This window comes from Bradyrhizobium sp. BR13661 (assembly GCF_029892425.1).
Lineage (GTDB): Bacteria > Pseudomonadota > Alphaproteobacteria > Rhizobiales > Xanthobacteraceae > Bradyrhizobium.
This window is the reverse complement of sequence record NZ_JARXWB010000024.1, coordinates 31,171-48,418: the sequence shown is the minus strand read 5'-3', so window position 1 is coordinate 48,418 and position 17,248 is coordinate 31,171. Positions and strand designations below refer to the sequence as shown.

The 17,248-nt window shown below is 58.9% G+C and carries 18 protein-coding genes and 1 pseudogene; 14 read left to right on the top strand and 5 right to left on the bottom strand.

Annotated features, from left to right (window positions below; translation table 11 throughout):
• Nucleotides 1–51: 51 nt before the first annotated feature.
• Nucleotides 52–498, top strand: coding sequence for a hypothetical protein (locus M2427_RS30430; RefSeq protein WP_035651188.1), 447 nt, complete (start codon nt 52–54; stop codon nt 496–498).
• Here the strand turns inward: M2427_RS30430 and M2427_RS30425 are convergent.
• From M2427_RS30425 to M2427_RS30405, 5 genes and pseudogenes are all read right to left on the bottom strand, one after another.
• Complete coding sequence (locus M2427_RS30425) at nt 492–821, bottom strand: hypothetical protein (RefSeq protein ID WP_280710567.1); 330 nt, start codon at nt 819–821, stop codon at nt 492–494. The two genes, M2427_RS30430 and M2427_RS30425, sit on opposite strands and share 7 nt — an antisense overlap.
• A 1,361-nt stretch (nt 822–2,182) precedes the next feature.
• Nucleotides 2,183–2,881, bottom strand: a pseudogene (locus M2427_RS30420) (YiiX/YebB-like N1pC/P60 family cysteine hydrolase); the annotation flags it as partial.
• A 147-nt stretch (nt 2,882–3,028) separates the two neighbouring features.
• Nucleotides 3,029–3,205, bottom strand: coding sequence for a flagellar basal body rod C-terminal domain-containing protein (locus M2427_RS30415; protein WP_280710566.1), 177 nt, complete (start codon nt 3,203–3,205; stop codon nt 3,029–3,031).
• Nucleotides 3,202–3,768, bottom strand: coding sequence for a flagellar hook-basal body complex protein (locus M2427_RS30410; protein ID WP_280710565.1), 567 nt, complete (start codon nt 3,766–3,768; stop codon nt 3,202–3,204). Before M2427_RS30410 ends, M2427_RS30415 begins: the two co-directional genes overlap by 4 nt.
• 182 nt (nt 3,769–3,950) lie before the next feature.
• Nucleotides 3,951–4,862 (bottom strand): cation diffusion facilitator family transporter, encoded by a 912-nt coding sequence (locus tag M2427_RS30405; protein ID WP_021078727.1) that lies wholly within the window; start codon nt 4,860–4,862, stop codon nt 3,951–3,953.
• Between the two features lie 152 nt (nt 4,863–5,014).
• Between M2427_RS30405 and M2427_RS30400 the strand changes: the two genes are divergently transcribed.
• The 13 genes from M2427_RS30400 to M2427_RS30340 all read left to right on the top strand — a co-directional run bounded on the left by M2427_RS30400 (nt 5,015) and on the right by M2427_RS30340 (nt 17,224).
• A complete protein-coding gene (locus tag M2427_RS30400; protein WP_080324595.1) occupies nt 5,015–5,389 on the top strand; it encodes a hypothetical protein in 375 nt (124 codons plus the stop codon).
• Nucleotides 5,390–5,448: 59 nt separating this feature from the next.
• On the top strand, nt 5,449–6,723 hold the full coding sequence (ihpA, locus tag M2427_RS30395; protein ID WP_035651194.1) for a divalent metal ion exporter subunit IhpA: 1,275 nt from the start codon (nt 5,449–5,451) through the stop codon (nt 6,721–6,723).
• The gene (ihpB, locus tag M2427_RS30390; RefSeq protein ID WP_021078729.1) at nt 6,720–7,670 is read left to right on the top strand and encodes a divalent metal ion exporter adaptor subunit IhpB; all 951 of its coding nucleotides are present in this window, start codon (nt 6,720–6,722) and stop codon (nt 7,668–7,670) included. Before ihpA ends, ihpB begins: the two co-directional genes overlap by 4 nt.
• The gene (locus tag M2427_RS30385; RefSeq protein ID WP_021078730.1) at nt 7,660–8,025 is read left to right on the top strand and encodes a P-II family nitrogen regulator; all 366 of its coding nucleotides are present in this window, start codon (nt 7,660–7,662) and stop codon (nt 8,023–8,025) included. Before ihpB ends, M2427_RS30385 begins: the two co-directional genes overlap by 11 nt.
• Entirely contained in the window at nt 8,018–11,227 is a 3,210-nt protein-coding gene (locus M2427_RS30380) for a CusA/CzcA family heavy metal efflux RND transporter (RefSeq protein WP_021078731.1), read from the top strand. The genes M2427_RS30385 and M2427_RS30380 overlap by 8 nt, the downstream gene beginning before the upstream one ends.
• Complete coding sequence (locus tag M2427_RS30375; RefSeq protein ID WP_280710564.1) at nt 11,224–11,595, top strand: hypothetical protein; 372 nt, start codon at nt 11,224–11,226, stop codon at nt 11,593–11,595. Before M2427_RS30380 ends, M2427_RS30375 begins: the two co-directional genes overlap by 4 nt.
• Nucleotides 11,596–11,615: 20 nt before the next feature.
• Nucleotides 11,616–12,074 (top strand): hypothetical protein, encoded by a 459-nt coding sequence (locus tag M2427_RS30370; protein ID WP_280710563.1) that lies wholly within the window; start codon nt 11,616–11,618, stop codon nt 12,072–12,074.
• A 51-nt stretch (nt 12,075–12,125) separates the two neighbouring features.
• Nucleotides 12,126–12,593 carry a heavy-metal-associated domain-containing protein gene (locus M2427_RS30365; RefSeq protein WP_280710562.1) on the top strand — a complete coding sequence of 156 codons (468 nt, stop codon included), beginning with the start codon at nt 12,126–12,128 and terminating at the stop codon, nt 12,591–12,593.
• Nucleotides 12,590–13,738 carry an OpgC domain-containing protein gene (locus M2427_RS30360; RefSeq protein WP_280710561.1) on the top strand — a complete coding sequence of 383 codons (1,149 nt, stop codon included), beginning with the start codon at nt 12,590–12,592 and terminating at the stop codon, nt 13,736–13,738. The genes M2427_RS30365 and M2427_RS30360 overlap by 4 nt, the downstream gene beginning before the upstream one ends.
• A gap of 35 nt (nt 13,739–13,773) precedes the next feature.
• The gene (locus M2427_RS30355) at nt 13,774–15,966 is read left to right on the top strand and encodes a heavy metal translocating P-type ATPase (protein ID WP_280710560.1); all 2,193 of its coding nucleotides are present in this window, start codon (nt 13,774–13,776) and stop codon (nt 15,964–15,966) included.
• 140 nt (nt 15,967–16,106) lie between these two features.
• Nucleotides 16,107–16,556: an MgtC/SapB family protein gene (locus M2427_RS30350; RefSeq protein WP_280710559.1), complete on the top strand. Its 450-nt coding sequence runs from the start codon at nt 16,107–16,109 to the stop codon at nt 16,554–16,556.
• Nucleotides 16,557–16,631: 75 nt separating this feature from the next.
• Nucleotides 16,632–16,946 (top strand): hypothetical protein, encoded by a 315-nt coding sequence (locus tag M2427_RS30345; protein WP_280710558.1) that lies wholly within the window; start codon nt 16,632–16,634, stop codon nt 16,944–16,946.
• Between the two features lie 23 nt (nt 16,947–16,969).
• A complete protein-coding gene (locus M2427_RS30340; protein ID WP_280710557.1) occupies nt 16,970–17,224 on the top strand; it encodes a PilZ domain-containing protein in 255 nt (84 codons plus the stop codon).
• Nucleotides 17,225–17,248 lie beyond the last annotated feature (24 nt).

Genomic DNA, 17,248 nt, shown 5'->3' with positions numbered 1-17,248 from the left:
TCATAGATAAAAGCCCGCAGCGATGCGGGCTTTTCGTTCTTATCGACGTTCGTGGCTGTTGTCACCCACCCCGATGCTCACGCCCGGGACTTGAATACCGATCCCAGGCTGTCCGTGCTGCTGCGGGCGTTCCTCGTGGTGCTCTCGCCGTGGCTCTTGATGACGGTCCTGCTGAATAATCATGGCGGGTCGGTCATGAGGGCGTTCCTCGTGATGTTCGCGCCGAGGTTCACCATGGCGTTCCTGAATAATTACGACAGGTTGGTCATGATGCTGTTCCCGGCAATTGCCATGTTGATCACAGACCATCTGGACGCGCAGCAGGCCGGTATCGGCCTGCGAAACGCCCTTGGTAAGGGATCCTGCCTGGACACCGCTCACGAACAGCCCGACAGCACCAGCCAAAAGCGAAAACGTAAGTGTGTTCATATTCATTCCCCTTTGTGGTTGATCGCTACTGCCTTGAAGTACCTTCGGGCTTCATACGACTCTCAGTGATGGCCGCCGTGATGACCGCCAAAGCCGCCAAAGCCGAGGCTTATGCCCGGGCCTCCGTACCCATATCCATACCCGCCGCCGCCATAGTACGGCTGTGCGTAGTAGGGTTGCGCGTAGTAGACCCGTCGAGGGGCGTAATAGCCGTAGCTCCTGTAGACGCGGCGATGCCCATAGTGGCGATAGCGACGATGGGCACTGAAGTCGGTTGACTGGCTCGTTCCGCTGGTTGCGGTTACCGTCTTCACCGAGTTGTCGGCATTTGCTGCGGAACCACCGAGAAGCGCGGCTGCGCCGACGGCAATTACGATGGCTAGTGTTCTCATTTTCCACTCCTATGGTGAACTGTGGAGGGGTAATTGAGTCCGGGGAGTTTCGTTCCGGCCGTCAAACCTTTATTTTTGCGTAAGTAGTTGAATATCCATTCATAATCAAGAACGTCAAGCAAAGATACGGCCTACCCGTGTCCTGTACCGTCGCACTTCACGCATGGGCCGATCCTGGAGCCTTTGCAAAAATTGCACGGCTTACCCTCATACCGTTTCCCGCTTCCGTAGCATTCATTGCAAGCATTGATCCTTTGCCGTTGCACCTCGGACATGCTGCCATTGTCCTTCACATTATTTAGGCGAAATTCATTTCCGACCACTGACGCGATTTTTCGATCATGTTCAGGTTATCCCATGAACCTCAAACTGATTTACCGGGCTATCTTGGAAACCCGACTGCTATGGCAATCATCGAGACCGGCTAATGCCGCTGTGGACGCCCTCTATGACTTGCTCCCGCGCCACCGATCCGCTGGACGCTCTCGAAAGAGAAGTTCAAAAGCCTGGTGCTGCCTCCCCTCGAAAATAAAGCGAGCGGAAGCAAGGTCGAGTTTGAATTGTAACTATCTTTGAATGATTTTCTTTAGCTGCGCTTCCCATTTATCCACGACCTCACGCATTTCTTTCGCGAAGTCGTATCGCCGATAGACTGACACGATACCGGACTGACTACCGGATACGTGGTTCAACAGACGTTCGGTAACGTGTATGGGCGTTCCGAGGGCCGCAAGATTCGTCGCGAACGTGCGGCGCAGATCGTGCAAGGTCCACGGACGTTCTCGAGAGCGCTAGAAGCCCTTGAATTGCGTCCCCCACCCCGCGTACGGGATGATCCCACTGAGCCTACTCGCCGGAAACACGTAGCCGTCCGTTTCCGGCACCGAAGCAATCACCATCTGCGCCATCCTCCCTATGGGAGCACGAACGCGCGGCCGTTTTTCGTATCGGGCGAATTGATCGTGCCAACGCCGAGATATTCCCGCTGCACCAGTTGAAAAATGTCCGAATATCTTTGAGGGCATGCGGCGGCTTCCGACTTGGCCGTAAGCCGCCGCATTGATCGAGGGCTTCTGGGGGGCCCACAGCGGCAAAGCTCGTTGACGCAAGCTCGCTAAATCGCGCGTCGACCGCTCAGTGCGACAAGCTGCTGGTCGTCATCATCACGTTTGATGAGGGATTTTAATGGGGGCTCTGGGTTCAGAGGAATGCTCCCGAAACACACCCGAAATCGCCGGGCTCAACCCGGCAAAACAAAGATTCATAAATATATCTCCATAGCTTATCGTTCGCGGACGGACGCTAGGCTAGAGATTTTCACCGATCGAATGAGGTGGATCAGAGCACCAAACTATTTTCTTATAGTCAAAGCCGATCTCGATTGTCGGTTTGACTACGGCAAAAAAAGGGGAAATGTCGAAATCACGAGGCGTGTAGAGTGACGAGTCGCGGATATGAAAGATTTCCTTCCGCGCATGATCGCTTTCCAACGGAGTAATAACAGGCAAAATGGGGTAACCAACATCCATGAACGCTTGGGCGATAAGGGCGGAACAGATGAGGCGGGTGGGATCACCCGAACCTAACGCGATCATTCGGCGCCGCCAACGCTTTGGCACCGGAAGCGGCACCAGGTAACGCCCAAGATCGATCAGATTCTTGAGATCGTATTTGAGCCCGATCCGCGCAACTGCGAATTTACATACCGCTTCGCAGTCTTCGGGGGCCAACCCGACGGGTCGACATATACGAGTATGAAATTTGGAATACTTCGACAGAGAGACGCAGGTAATGCCATAGTCCAGATTGGACTCCACCAATTCGCATTCGCCTGGCACCGTCGATCCTACGTAGAGCGCAGCGTGAGACCAGGTTGACTGCGTGAGGTACTTGATAATTCCGGAGATGCGATTGTTACCCTCAATGAGCAAAATATCGCCGGGTCTAATGCAGGCTTGGAGCGCTTTCGGATCGGCCGGGGTGAATGGCTCATAGCTGGACGAGGGCTGCTGCAGATAGGCGGCGATCAGGCGCCCCAGGAGATCGAGGATCCATTTCATGGCGCCAAGTTCCGGTTGCTACATGGGCCAAGCAAGTCGAGCCATTCATCGTTCGATGACACACCAATGTTAGCCTCCTCGCCCTGTCAGGTAAAATGGCTTGAAGAGGGGACTCGCAACTAGACCACCGATGGGAGTTCTGGCGAACTAATCCGGTACGTTAGCCAACTTGCTTAGCTCAGTCGGGTCCTGTAAATCTTTCAACAATTTGCTCGCCAACTCGTACGATCTGTTAATTTCGATGAGTCGGCTCATCTCTATGGTTGGCTGAACGTTGGATTTTTCAGTCACGCCCTGCAAAACCGTCGCCGAGCCAGCCTTCACCGCCTCTGGTACGCGATCCGAGCTAAAAAGGTTGCCGCCCACCGCCTGAATGTTTGCCCGCGCAGAAAAACTCGCGAGTCGCAATCGGCCCAGTCCCCAAGCTTGGTCGAAATCCTACCCCCTGCGTTGATATTGATCGCTCCAGCTTGGACAGGCACGTTTACCGTGCCGCTGTCGGCTAAAACCGGCTGCCCGTCCATGGTCACCAGCCGGCCAGTTCCATCCAGGCTAAATGACCCGTCTCGGGTGTAGCGTTCTCCCTGAGATGTTTGCACCACGAAATAGGCGTTGCCTTTGATTGCCAGATCGAGAGGATTTCCCGTCGTCCGTATCGCCCCGGCTGACGTGTTCGTAAAGGCAAACGCCGCATCCACCAGAGAGAGGGGACGCTCAGGTTTAATTCCGATCTCCTCCCCCTTTTCAGGCTTCAAATATTCATGAAACGAAATTTGCTGAGCGCGAAAACCGGTAGTTTCGACGTTCGCAACGTTGTTTGCGGCAACATCGAGCCTGCGCCTGAGGGCCATCAAGCGCGAGAGATGGATGAGTGTAGTTTCGCTCACTGCTGTCCCTTCGGAAGCGAATCACGCGCCATTCAATTCTCTGATACAACGCTGACTGCCTAAACTCCGCAATGCGGCATCTTGCAGCGCAGACCGAGCGAACGATCAAAGTGATTACTTGCGATATGGTTGCGTTTCCCGGTACTGCACGTCTTGCCAGCCTCAAAAATGGTTCCGCATCTCTAGACCCGCAGGGTCGGCTCTGCCATTCGGATCTCCTCATTCTCGACCTGAATGGTCACGTGATCGATCTTGAACTTTTCTTCCAAGATGGCCTTTACGCCCTTCAGGACCGCGGCTGCGTATTTCATGTCGGACACGACGACATGTCCGGTGAATGAGTCCGTCCCCGATGTGATCGTCCAGACGTGCAAATCGTGAGCGGCAACGACGCCTGGGATACGCAGCAACGTCTTCTCGAGCTCCGGTAGATCGATTTCGGTAGGTACGCCCTCCATCAGGATATGGACCGCCTGGCTCAACAGCTTCCAGGTGCGCGGCACGATGAAGAGGCCGATGCCCGCGCCGATGATCGGATCCGCCAGCGTCCAACCGGTGTACATGATAATTAGCGCCGCAGCGATCACGCCCAACGATCCCAGCATGTCGCTGAGTACTTCGAAGTAGGCGCCCTGGACATTGAGGCTCTCCGATGATCCCACAGAGAGCAGCTTCATACTGAGAAGGTTCACGACCAATCCGACGGCCGCAACGGCCAGCATCGGGCCACCCAGTATTTCCGGTGGAGAGCGAAAACGTTGGTAGGCTTCATACAAAATGTAGACGGTCAGCAGAAGGAGCACCACTGCGTTGACCAGCGCGGCAAGAATCTCGGTCCGTAGATAACCGTAAGTCTTCTGCGGCGTAGCAGCCTTTTGCGCGAAATGGATCGCAAACAGCGCCAATCCGAGGCCACCGGCATCCGTCGCCATATGCGCGGCATCCGCGATCAGCGCGAGACTACCCGTCCAGATCCCGCCGACGATTTCGGCTGTCATGTAAGTCAACGTCAGCGCCAGCGCCGCATAGAGCGGCTTGCGGTGACGTCCCGCCGCTGACGGAATTGCGCCTCCGTGCGAATGACCTTTACCCACCGCGATACTCCCAAGTTTTGCGAAATCGGTCGCCAGCCGGCACAGCTAGGGCAAGGCGGTTGTAAAATCAAATTTCCGAAAACCGAGGAGTTCCCGGGCCTTGGGCTAACATTGTAATAGTGTTCGCCAATGGAATTTGCTAACCGGAGAATATGGAACGTCAGGTCGGTCAAAGATTGACAAGACTGCAGGCATCCGGACTTCGCCGGACGCTGTTGATGTTGCTTGCTTTTTCCTATCTTTTCGTCGGTCTGGCGCATTCTATTTCGTGCACAGACGAGGCTGTCGCGGCCACTATGTCATCTGACATTGGCAGTATCCCGGACAATGGTCCGGATGAGGATGGCTCGAAGAAATCGCCCGTGGTCGCCGGGCATTGCTACGTGTGCGCACCGGTGCTGATGCCCGCCGTCGTCCCGGATGCGGGGCCTTCCGCACGTCCGGTCAAACTGGCATTCGTATCGCCAAAGCTCCAGTTTGAAGACCATCCTCGGCTTGATACGCCGCCGCCAAAACATCTGACCTGAGTATCGCCGCTGCGCGGTCTGGCCGCGCCGTCGTTCTTCGTGCTTTTCAGGTCGTTTGTATGTTTTTGGTCCGAGATGCTCTGCGCCTGACATGCGCATTTCTTGTATTTACAATCCCAGTCCAGGCTGCCGAACGTTCTTCGCGCGCAATCTCCCTGCCGCAGGCATTGCAGCGTGCATTGGCGGCGAACCCGCGCTTGACGGCGGCCGAGCGCGATATCGGCATCGCGGGGGGACTTCGAATCCAGGCTGGTGTGCTTCCCAATCCAGATGTTTCGTTCGAACTCGACAACGCGTTGGGGTCGGGGCGCTATAAGGGCTTACGCTCGGCTGAAACCAACCTGCAACTCAGCCAACTGGTCGAATTGGGCGGCAAGCGGGAGGCGCGGATTGCGGCGGGGGAGGCAGGCATCGGCGCCGCCGTCTGGCAGCGGCGGGCGACGCGGCTGGAGGTGTTGTCCGAGACCGCGATCGCTTTCATCACCATCATCAGTCTGCAACGCCGCATCGAAATCTTCGACGAGCAGATCGCAAGCTTCGACCCGCTTATCCCATTGCTGCAAAAGCGCGTCCAGGAAGGTGCTTCCTCGCCGGCCGAGACTCTAAGGGCGCAAGTTGCAGCCGACCTTTTCCGCGTCGAGCGCGAGCGCGCCAAAACCCAGTTGGCCCTGGCGCGCCGTGATCTCGCGATACTCATGGGCGACAGCAGCCCGCACTTCGGCAATGCTGTCGGGCGGCTCAGCAATATTGGTCAGCCGCCATCATTCCAATCAATTGTCCAGGCCATCGAAGCCAATCCGCAGTTATTGCGCTGGACCGCGGTCACAGCACAACGCAATGCCGAACTCCTCATTGCACGTCTGAAAGCAATTCCCGACCCCCGCATCTCGGCTGGCTGGCGCCACTTTGAGGACACCAACGACAATGCGGTCCGGCTTGGTGTTTCGATTCCTATTCCGGTGTTCGACCAGAATACCGGCAACATCATCGCCGCCCAGGAATCGCTCGCGAAGACCGGCGCAGAGCGGGCGATCAACAAGTTGGTCCTGATCAGCATCGTCGGCCGGGCCTATGACACGCTGACGGGCGCCCTGGCCGAGATTAAACTGCTGCGGTCTTCAGTCATTCCCAATGCGCGCAGCGCTTCCGAGACGATCTTCAGCGGCTATTCGCAAGGCCGTTTCACCCTGCTGGAACTGCTCGACGTCAGGGGGGCGCTGTTGCAGGCGCTGCTGCGCGAACAGGAGGCACTGCAGAATTTCCATGTTGCCATCGCGACCATCGAAGGTCTTGCCGGTAATCCGTTTACGCTAACCCGCGAGAGCGCACGATGATTAAGGGACTGATCCGTTATTCCATCTTTATCCTGCTGGCCGCAGCGCTCGCCTATGGCGGCTACCGGATGCTGCTGCCGGCGACGTCGAAGACGACGCCGGCCGAAAAGGCCGAGAAGGAAGAACATTCCGATAGCGTCGCCTTGAGCGACGCCAAGATCGAGGCGGCCAAAATTGAACTAGCGAAGGCTTCACCCGGCGTGCTGAGGGACAGCCTCCTCTTGAACGGCATCGTCCAGCCGAACCAGGAATCGCTCGTCCAGGTCACGCCACGATTTCCCGGGATCGTCCGCGACGTGCGCAAGCGGATCGGCGATGTCGTCCAGAAGGGTGACGTCCTGGCGGTCATTGAAAGCAACCAAAGCCTAACGCAGTATGAACTGAAGGCGTCGCTGGCGGGCACCGTCATTGATCGCCAGATCTCGCTGGGTGAGTTCGTCTCCGAGCAGAAATCGGCATTCGTGGTAGCGGATTTGTCGAACGTCTGGGTGGATTTCTCTGTCTACCGCCGTGATCTGAAACGCGTGAGCATCGGTGATCAGATACTCATCGATCCCGCCGACGGCGGGCCGGCGATAGAAGCCAAGGTTTCTTATTTATCGCCGGTCGGCAGCAGCGACACCCAAAGTGCGATCGCGAGAGCAATCGTAACCAATTCCAGCCAACGACTGCGCCCGGGACTGTTCATTACCGGACGACTGACGTTGTCCGCAAAAAAGGTCGGCGTCGCGGTGAAGTCGTCGGCGCTGCAGACGGTGGAAAATCGCACGGTCGTGTTCGTCCGAAACGGCGAGAAATTCGAGGCCCGCGACGTCGAGGTTGGCGACCGTGATCCGCAGATCGTCGAAATCCTTTTTGGCGTTCTCGATGGCGATGTCTACGCGGCGCAGAACAGCTTCATCGTGAAGGCGGAGATGACCAAGGGAGCGGGCGGAGATGAGCATTGACAGCAGCAAGACGTTGATTACCGCGTTGATCAGGCCTCACATGGAAGGCCACGTCGTTCGCGCGCTCCATGACCTTCCGGATTTTCCCGGCTTCACCTTCGACGAGGTGCGGGGGCAAGGAAGGGGACGCGGACAAGGGGGCAGCTATGTCTCGACCGATACGGACCTGACATATCACCAATACCTGGAATTGAGGCTGGTCTGCCGGTCCGAACTGGCCGACGAGATCTGCGGGCTCATCGCCACGGCAGCATGGACCGGCAGGAAGGGCGACGGCGTGGTGTTCACGACGCCTGTCCACGCGTTTGCCCGGATAAGAGAGATCGGCCGCCGCCCGGAGAAGTCCGATGCTTGAAGCAATCTTATCCTTCGCCATCCGACAACGATGGCTTGTCATGATCGGCGTACTGATCATGGCCGCCTTCGGCGCCTGGAATTTCACGCGCCTGCCGATCGACGCCGTGCCGGATATCACCAATGTCCAGATCCAGATCAACAGCCGGGCTCCCGGCTATTCGCCGCTCGAAGTCGAACAGCGGATTACGTTTCCGATCGAGACCGCGATGGGAGGGCTCCCTCATCTCGAGAGCACGCGCTCCCAGTCCCGTTACGGCTTGAGCCAGGTCACGGTCATCTTCAAGGACGGCACGGACATCTATTTTGCCCGGCAATTGGTCAACGAACGGATTCAGCAGGTCAAGGACCAGCTTCCTCCCAGCATCGAAACGGCCATGGGGCCGGTGTCGACGGGCTTGGGCGAGATTTACCTGTTTACCGTGGAGGCAAAGCCGGAGGCCCGCAAGGCGGGCGGCGGCGAGTACACGCCCAGTGATTTGCGGACGATCCAGGACTGGATCATCAAGCCGCAGTTGAGAAACGTTCCCGGCGTGATCGAGGTCAACACAATAGGTGGCTTCGAAAAGCAGTTTCACGTGCTACCGGATCCCGCTCAATTGATGGCCTACAAGCTCAGTTTTCGGGAAGTGATGACGGCGCTGGCATCGAACAACGCCAACGTCGGCGCAGGCTATATCGAGCGTAACGGCGAGCAGTATCTCGTCCGCACCCCGGGGCAGGTAGCGAATATCGAAGAAATCAAGGAAATCGTGATCGGCTCCCGGAACGGCGTACCGGTCAGGGTTTCCGACATCGCGGACGTCAGGGAAGGCAAGGATTTGCGGACCGGCGCGGCGACAGTGAACGGAAATGAGGTGGTACTCGGAACCGCGATGCTGCTGATCGGCGAGAACAGCCGGACGGTGGCGCAGCGGGTGGCGGCCAAACTGAAGCAGATCGGCCGATCGTTGCCCGACGGCGTCATCGCCAGGGCCGTTTACGACCGAACACGACTGGTCGAAGCAACGGTCGCGACGGTCGAGAAGAATCTGGTCGAAGGCGCGCTGCTAGTGATCGTGATCCTGTTCATGATCCTGGGAAACTTCAAGGCGGCGATTGCCACGGCGTTCGTCATTCCGCTGTCCATGCTGTTCACCATCACCGGCATGGTCGAGAACAAGGTCAGCGCCAATCTGATGAGTCTCGGTGCCATCGATTTCGGCATCATCATCGATGGTGCCGTCATCATCGTGGAGAACTGCCTGCGCTTGCTGGCACATGAACAGCAGCGATTGGGGCGCGTCCTGAACCGACAGGAGCGGTTCGAGACGATTTTGGCGGCATCGCGGGAAGTCATCGGCCCGAGCCTGTTCGGCACGCTGATCATCGGTGTGGTCTACCTGCCGATCCTCACACTCACCGGTGTCGAAGGAAAGATGTTCACGCCGATGGCATTGACCGTGCTGATGGCGCTCACCGGCGCCAGCATCCTGTCGCTGACGTTCGTACCTGCCGCCGTGGCCCTTTTGGTGACCGGCAAGGTGTCCGAGCATGAGAACTGGTTCATGCGCGGTGCGCGTCATGTCTATACGCCGTTGCTTTCAGCCTCCATTCGCAACAAGTACGGCGTCGCCGTGATCGCAGCACTGTTGATAGTCGTCTGCGGGATAGCTGCGTCCCGGATGGGCGGCGAATTCATCCCCAGCCTCGACGAAGGGGACGTGGCCCTGCAGGCCATACGGATCCCGGGAACCAGCCTGACGCAGTCACTGGAAATGCAAGCGATGGTCGAGAAGCGGCTGATCAAGATTCCGGAGGTGAGGGAAGTGTTCGCGCGCACCGGCACCGCGGAGGTCGCAACCGACCTGATGCCGCCGTCGACGTCGGACGGTTACGTCATGCTGAAGCCGCGAAAAGAATGGCCCGACCCGGAAAAGTCGAAGGCCGCCGTCGTGTCCGAGATCCAGGAAGCCGCCGAAGAAATTCCGGGCAACGTCTATGAAATCTCGCAACCGATTCAGCAACGCTTCAACGAACTGATCTCGGGTGTCCGCAGCGACGTCGGCGTGAAGATATTCGGTGACGACCTTGATGTGCTCGTCCAAACTGCTGCTCAAGTTCAGGCGGTCCTTCAAAACGTCCAGGGGGCGGCCGACGTCAAGACCGAGCAGGCTTCCGGACTCCCGGTCCTTACCGTGAAGCTCAATCGTCAGGCCTTGTCGCGATATGGAATAAATGTCGGCGACGTGCAGAATCTGGTCGAAATTGCCGTCGGCGGCAAGAACTCCGGGATGGTCTTCGAGGGCGACCGCCGTTTCAACATCGTCGTCCGCCTTCCGGAGCATCTGCGCTCCGATATCTCCGCACTGAAGGCGCTTCCGGTGCCTTTGCCTCCGCTGGAGAACCCGGCAAAGGCCATTCCTGCGAGGCTCGGTAATTCTCCGTTGTCCCAGATCCGATACGTCCCGCTGTCCGAGCTTGCCGAGATTGATGTAGCGCCGGGTCCCAACCAGATCAGTCGGGAAGACGGGAAACGGCGAATAGTCGTGACGGCGAACATAAGGGGCCGCGACCTTGGGTCCTTCGTCACCGACGCTCAGAGCCAAGTGGAGCAAAAAGTGAAGCTGCCGGCGGGCTACTGGATCGGGTGGGGCGGTCAGTTCGAACAACTGGTCTCGGCCACGCAGCGCTTGACCATCGTCGTACCGATAGCCCTGCTTCTGATCTTCCTGCTGCTCTTCATGAGCCTGGGATCGATGCCCGACGCGCTCCTGGTGTTCAGCGGCGTCCCGCTTGCCTTGACGGGCGGAATTATCGCGCTTCTGCTCCGCGGAATCCCCCTGTCGATCAGCGCCGGCATCGGCTTCATCGCGCTGTCAGGCGTAGCAGTGCTCAATGGTCTCGTCATCATCACTTTCATCGAAAAGCTGCGCAACGAGGGTCATCCGCTCGTCGAAGCGGTCAAGGAAGGCGCGCTCACTCGGCTGAGGCCGGTCCTGATGACCGCACTGGTCGCATCTCTTGGCTTCATTCCGATGGCGATAGCAACCGGCGCCGGCGCGGAGGTGCAGAGACCATTGGCGACCGTCGTCATCGGCGGAATCATCTCGTCGACCATTCTCACCTTGTTGGTTCTACCGGCCCTCTACGTCCTGTTCAGGCGGGAGGACTTGGAGAACGGCGAATCGAAATCACCAGCCACCGAAGGAGCAACGTCATGAAATACGCGCTGTTGTTGATCACCAGCCTTTTCTTTACAGCCCCGGCTTTTGCCGAAGAGTACGAAAAAGGGCCGAACGGCGGCCTGATGCTCGATGTGGCGGGTATCGACGCCGAACTAATGACTTCTGGCAATTCCGTCACGATCAACGTCTTCGATGCGAAGAACCACACGCCGATCGCCACCAAAGGCTACAGCGCCGCGGTGCTCATCACCGGCGGCGCAGGACGGGAGACCGTTACGCTTGACCCTCAAGGCGAGAATTCACTGAAAGGCGATGCAAAGAGCCCGATCGCGGGGGGCGTAACAATCACCCTCACGATCAAGACGGCCGAAGGAAAATCGGGACAGGCCAAATTCAAGAAGTAACCGGCGCGAGCACCAGGTCGATGTCAATCGGACGGAACACCTCTAAGCGCGGACGATGCCCGCACAAAGCCGGTACGTCCGTCTTTGGACGACGTGACCGCGGCCACGCGGTAGCGGTGTCGGCACTTTCTCTCGTTTTTCTGCTCGCAACCGATGCATCGGGAGAACTTCGAGCGGAAGCGAGGAAGGCAAGGATCGTCGGCCTGGGCGCCACGACCTGTCAGCGGTTCAATGACGACGTAAGAGATGATCCCGTCATTCGCCGAGACTATCTTGCATGGGCTCAGGGGTTCATGAGCGGCATCATCCTGAGCAGGCCGCCCGGCGTCGATGATGGGCTCGATCTCAATCCAGCAACCTTCGACCTCATCAATCAACTTCACTTCCTTGAAGATCATTGCGCGCGGAACGTCACGTCGGATTTTTCCGACGCGGTCGAGAGGCTCTACAAGCGGCTTCGGCAGGAGGGCAAGACATGAACGCCATGCTGCCCCACAAATGTTCCTTCCGGCTGCGAGTGTGGTCGCGCCATGACTGACCCGACACAGATGATCAAAGTGCGACTTCGTGTCGAGGGCATGGACTGCGCGTCTTACGCAACCAAAATCGAAACCGCATTGGTGCGCGTCCCCGGCGTTACAGATGCGGCCGCATCGGTGACGGGTGGCACGGCGACTGTGAGTCATGACGGAACCTTCCTGGAGGCGAAAATTCGCAATCCAATTTTGGCTCTGGGTTATGCCATCGCAACAAAGGGCTATTCGGGAGCGCTGTTGATCGCTACCGGGACCGCGAAGGAAACGGTAACGCTCGCCGCCTCAGGTGAAAACTCGTTGCAGGGCGAGGCGATGACGGTAATTGCACCCGGCGACGGTGGCGCTCCCGATCAAGACCGTCGAGGGCAAGTCCGACAACGCAATATACAAGAAGTAGCGGTGCGTTCGCCGCAATGGACCGGCGGCGCTTGTGCAACCGAGTTGAAAGCAATGTCGGAATGACGGATCGCGTAGGCGACCAATCAAATAGCGGCACAGCGGCGCGCGACCTCCGCCTCGACTTATTTCGAGGTGCGGCCAACTGGGCGATCTTCGTCGACCACATTCCCAACAACGCCGTCGCATGGCTGACGACAAAGAACTACGGCTTTAGCGATGCCGCGGACCTGTTCGTCTTCATTTCGGGTTACACGGCGACGTTCGTGTATTCCCGCTACATGCGTGCGCAAGGTTTCCTGATCGGCGCGAGCCTACTGTTTGGCAGGGTCTGGCAGATCTACGTCGCTTACGTGTTATTGTTCGTCGCGTATGTGGCGGCCATCGGGTACGTCGCGCAAGCCCACGACCATTCGCATCTTCTCGACGAGTTCAATGTTCGATATCTGATCGACGATCCGATCGAGACACTGAAGCACGGACTGTTGCTGGAATTTAAGCCACTCAATCTCGATGTGCTTCCGCTCTACATCGTATTGATGGCAGTATTCCCGCCTGCGCTTTGGGCGGTCATCCGTTATCCAACCGGCACTCTTCTGGCGTCTTTTGCGTTGTACGTAGCTGCGCGGACCTTTGGATGGAACCTATCCTCGTACCCTGTGGGTAGCTGGTACTTCAATCCGTTTGCCTGGCAATTCCTTTTCATGATCGGCGCATGGGTGGCCAGCGGCGGGGCGTTGCGGATCCGGCCAACATTGCGGTCCCGGGTCGTCATAACGGTGGCGTTTGCATACTTGACGGTTTCCCTTGCGGCCGTCATGGCGGCGCGGTTTCCGCAGCTTGGAAGTCTTTTTCCGGTGTCGTTGTCAGGCTTCGCCAACGACAAGACCAATCTCGCGCCCTACCGGATCGCGCATTTCTTGGCGCTTGCACTCATTGTGGTGCGGTTTCTGCCGGAACACTGGCGTGGACTCCAATCTCCGTTGCTGCGCCCGCTGATCATTTGCGGAAAGCGTTCCCTGGAAGTGTTCTGCGTCGGGGTTTTTCTGTCTTTCGCCGGCCACTTCGTTATCGAACTGGTCTCCGATTCAATCCCGTTTCAAATCCTCGTCAGCCTTGCGGGCATCGCCGTGATGACTACCGTCGCCTACTACCGGACTTGGACAAAGGATCTCCGATCATCGCCGAGCAAAAGAGTGAGTGCCGCATGATGCCCAATTCACATCGAACAAATCAGGAGGCGCCGGTGGCCACCACCACGCGGATTCGGGTTCAGGGAATGGATTGCGCCGGTTGCGCGATCAAGATCGAAAACGCGCTGCAGCGGATGCCCGGCGTTACGGAGGTGAACGTATCCGTCGCCGGTGGCACGGTCACTGTTAGGCACGATCAGGCGGATACCGGGACGATGGGTAGCCAGATCGCGGGTCTGGGATATGCCGTCACCGGGTCGGAACAGGTCGGGGCCAAACCCGCTGGGCTTGAAGTGTCCGCGCCCGAGGAAGACGCGGGACATTCCCACATCCACGACCACGGCCCCACGGACCAAAACTGGTGGCAAACCCGCAAGGGCCAGTTGACCATCGCGTCCGGAGGAGCTCTCGCGGTCGCTTTCGCCGTAGGAAAAGCCGTTCCGGCCACCGAGCAGTGGGCATTTTTGCTGGCGATGATGGTCGGCTTGATCCCGATCGCCAAGCGCGCGTTTTCCGCAGCGATGGCAGGCACGCCGTTTTCGATCGAGATGCTTATGACGATCGCGGCGGTCGGCGCGGTGTTCATCGGGGCCACGGAGGAAGCGGCGACGGTAGTCTTTCTGTTCCTGATCGGCGAACTGCTTGAGGGCGTCGCGGCCAGCCGGGCGCGCGCCAGCATCCAGGACCTAACCAAGCTGGTGCCGAAGACCGCCCGGCTGGAGGACAGCGATGGCCAGGTCCGTGAGGTGGAGGCAGACACTCTCACGGTCGGCGCCACGATTCAGGTGCGCCCCGGCGACCGGATTCCGGCCGACGGCGTCATCGTTTCCGGAGAGAGTTCAATCGACGAGGCGCCCGTCACCGGCGAAAGCACCCCCGTCCGGAAGGGCCGGGATGAGAATCTGTTCGCCGGCACCGTCAACGGTGACGGCCTGCTCAAGGTGCGCGTCACGGCCGCTGCGGCGGACAACACGATCGCCCGCGTGGTCAAGCTCGTCGAGGAGGCGCAGGAATCGAAAGCGCCGACCGAGCGTTTCATCGACCGCTTCTCGCGGTACTATACGCCCGGCGTGGTGGCGGTAGCGGCTCTGGTGGCCGTTGTCCCGCCGTTGCTGTTCGGCGGCGCCTGGAGCGGCTGGGTCTACAAGGCCTTGGCCATTCTTCTGATCGGGTGTCCTTGCGCCCTGGTTATCTCGGTGCCTGCGGCGATCGCTGCCAGCCTGTCGGCCGGCGCGCGTCGGGGGCTATTGCTGAAGGGGGGCGCCGTTCTCGAACAGATCGGCAAGATTACCATCGCTTGTTTCGATAAGACCGGCACGCTCACTGCGGGTAAGCCCCTGGTGACGGATGTCGTCGCCTTCGAGCGGAGCGAGGGAGACGTCCTGCGTTTTGCTGCGGCGCTCGAGTCCGGATCCAGTCACCCGCTTGCTACCGCGATCCTGGCCAGGGCGGCTGGGCAGCAGATGTCGGTGCCGCCGACTTCCGACTCCAAGGCGATCGGCGGCAAAGGCGTCCAGGCCACGGTGGAGGGCATCAAGGTATTCCTTGGCTCTCCGAAAGCGGCCGCCGAACTCGCTACTGTCACTGCGGACCAGACTGCCCGGATTTCGGCCCTCAACGACGAGGGCAAGACGGTATCCCTCCTCGTCATGGACGACAGGGTCGCCGGAGCCATTGCCATGCGGGACGAGCCCCGTCCGGATGCCAAAAAGGGACTGAAACTTTTGTCGGACGCCGGAATCAGGACGGTTATGCTGACCGGCGACAACCGGCGCACCGCCACCGCCATTGGCAAACAACTCGGCATTGACGTCGAGGCGGAATTGTTGCCGGAGGACAAGCAGAGGATCGTAGGCAAGTTCCAGAAGGAAGGTTTTGTGGTCGCCAAGGTCGGCGACGGCATCAACGATGCACCGGCGCTCGCTGCGGCAGACGTCGGCATCGCCATGGGCGGCGGTACCGACGTTGCGCTGGAGACGGCCGACGCCGCCGTGCTGCACGGGCGGGTGTCCGACGTCGCCGCCATGGTCGATCTGTCGAAACGGACGATGACCAACATCCGTCAGAACATTGCTGTCGCACTCGGACTGAAAGCCGTCTTTCTTGTCACCACCATCGTCGGGCTAACCGGGCTATGGCCGGCCATCCTCGCCGACACCGGTGCTACTGTTCTGGTGACCATGAACGCGTTGCGTTTGCTCCGTCTGCCCGACAATCCTTCGAGTGTAGAGGAACCCGAGCATTGAGCCTAATTTCCGTCATCACAAGAGGAGCGCGTTACGCGTTGCCCAAACTCACAATTGCCGCTCTCATGTTCGGGCTGACAACCGGCGCGACAATCGCGTTCGCAGCGACGGGCGACGGTGGCGGGACCACGCGGTTCGATGTGGCGCTGCTGATCCGGATCGGCGTCGCCGTGGCGCTCGCTTTTCCTATCGGATGGGAACGTGAGTTTCGCGGTGCCGAGGCCGGCGACCGAACCTTCATGCTCGTCAGTCTGGGAGCGGCCGCCTTCACCGCCGTCGGCGTCGAGAATTTTCCGGCGACCGCCGAAAAAGTGATGGCAGGCGTTGTCACCGGCGTGGGGTTTCTCGGTGGAGGCATGATCCTGCGGGACGGTGGTGCCATCCGAGGATTGACCACTGCCGCAGCCATCTGGTCGACGGCGGCGGTCGGCATGCTCGCGGGGGTCGGCGAATTGCTCATCGCCGCCCTTGTGACCGGAATGGTGATCCTGATCCTCGAATTCGAGTTTCTGCCGGTAATTGGCCGGCTCGACGCCCGCCGCTGGCGGCCGAAGAAGATCAAGTCGGAAGGGAATCCCCCTGAGTTCTGACGCCTTGCCACCAGGCGTCGCCTTTCATTTTAACCACTAGCATTCAATTCACGGCGTAACCAGCAGGAGAACAAAATGGGTTTCGAGCAATACCACGAACCACCGGAAGAACTCTCGCAGGAGGTCCGCACCTTCGCGCGCATGATCGCTTCTTTAATCGAGGAAGCGGAGGCGATCAGTTGGTACGAACAGCGCATGTCCGTCGAGAAGGACAAGGACGCGAAGGCGATCATGGAAAATGCGCAAAAAGAAGAGTTCAAGCACTTCGGCATGAACCTTGAGTTCCTCCTGCGCAAGAAGGCCGACTGGCGCACGGAGTTGAAGGGAATTCTTTTCACCAAGGGCGACATCGTGGAACGGGCAGAGGCCGCCGAGAAGAAAGTCGACTAGGCGTGTCTCGCTGGGAGGCACTGATGGAAGACAAACGCAAACTGCGGCGGTCGCGCGTTCTGAAGGCCGGGATGATCTCGTTCGGCGGGTCTGCGATCTCCTGCACGGTGCGCAATCTGACGAAGTCGGGCGCCATGCTGGACATCGTGAGCCCCCTCGGCGTCCCGCGGGAATTCACTTTGGTGATCCCGTCCGACGATGTCCGCCACGAATGCCGGATCGTCTGGATCAAGGAAAAGCGTCTGGGCGTGTCCTTCGTACAGGATCGGGAAACCTGATGGTGGTGTCGGTAGCGGTAGCAG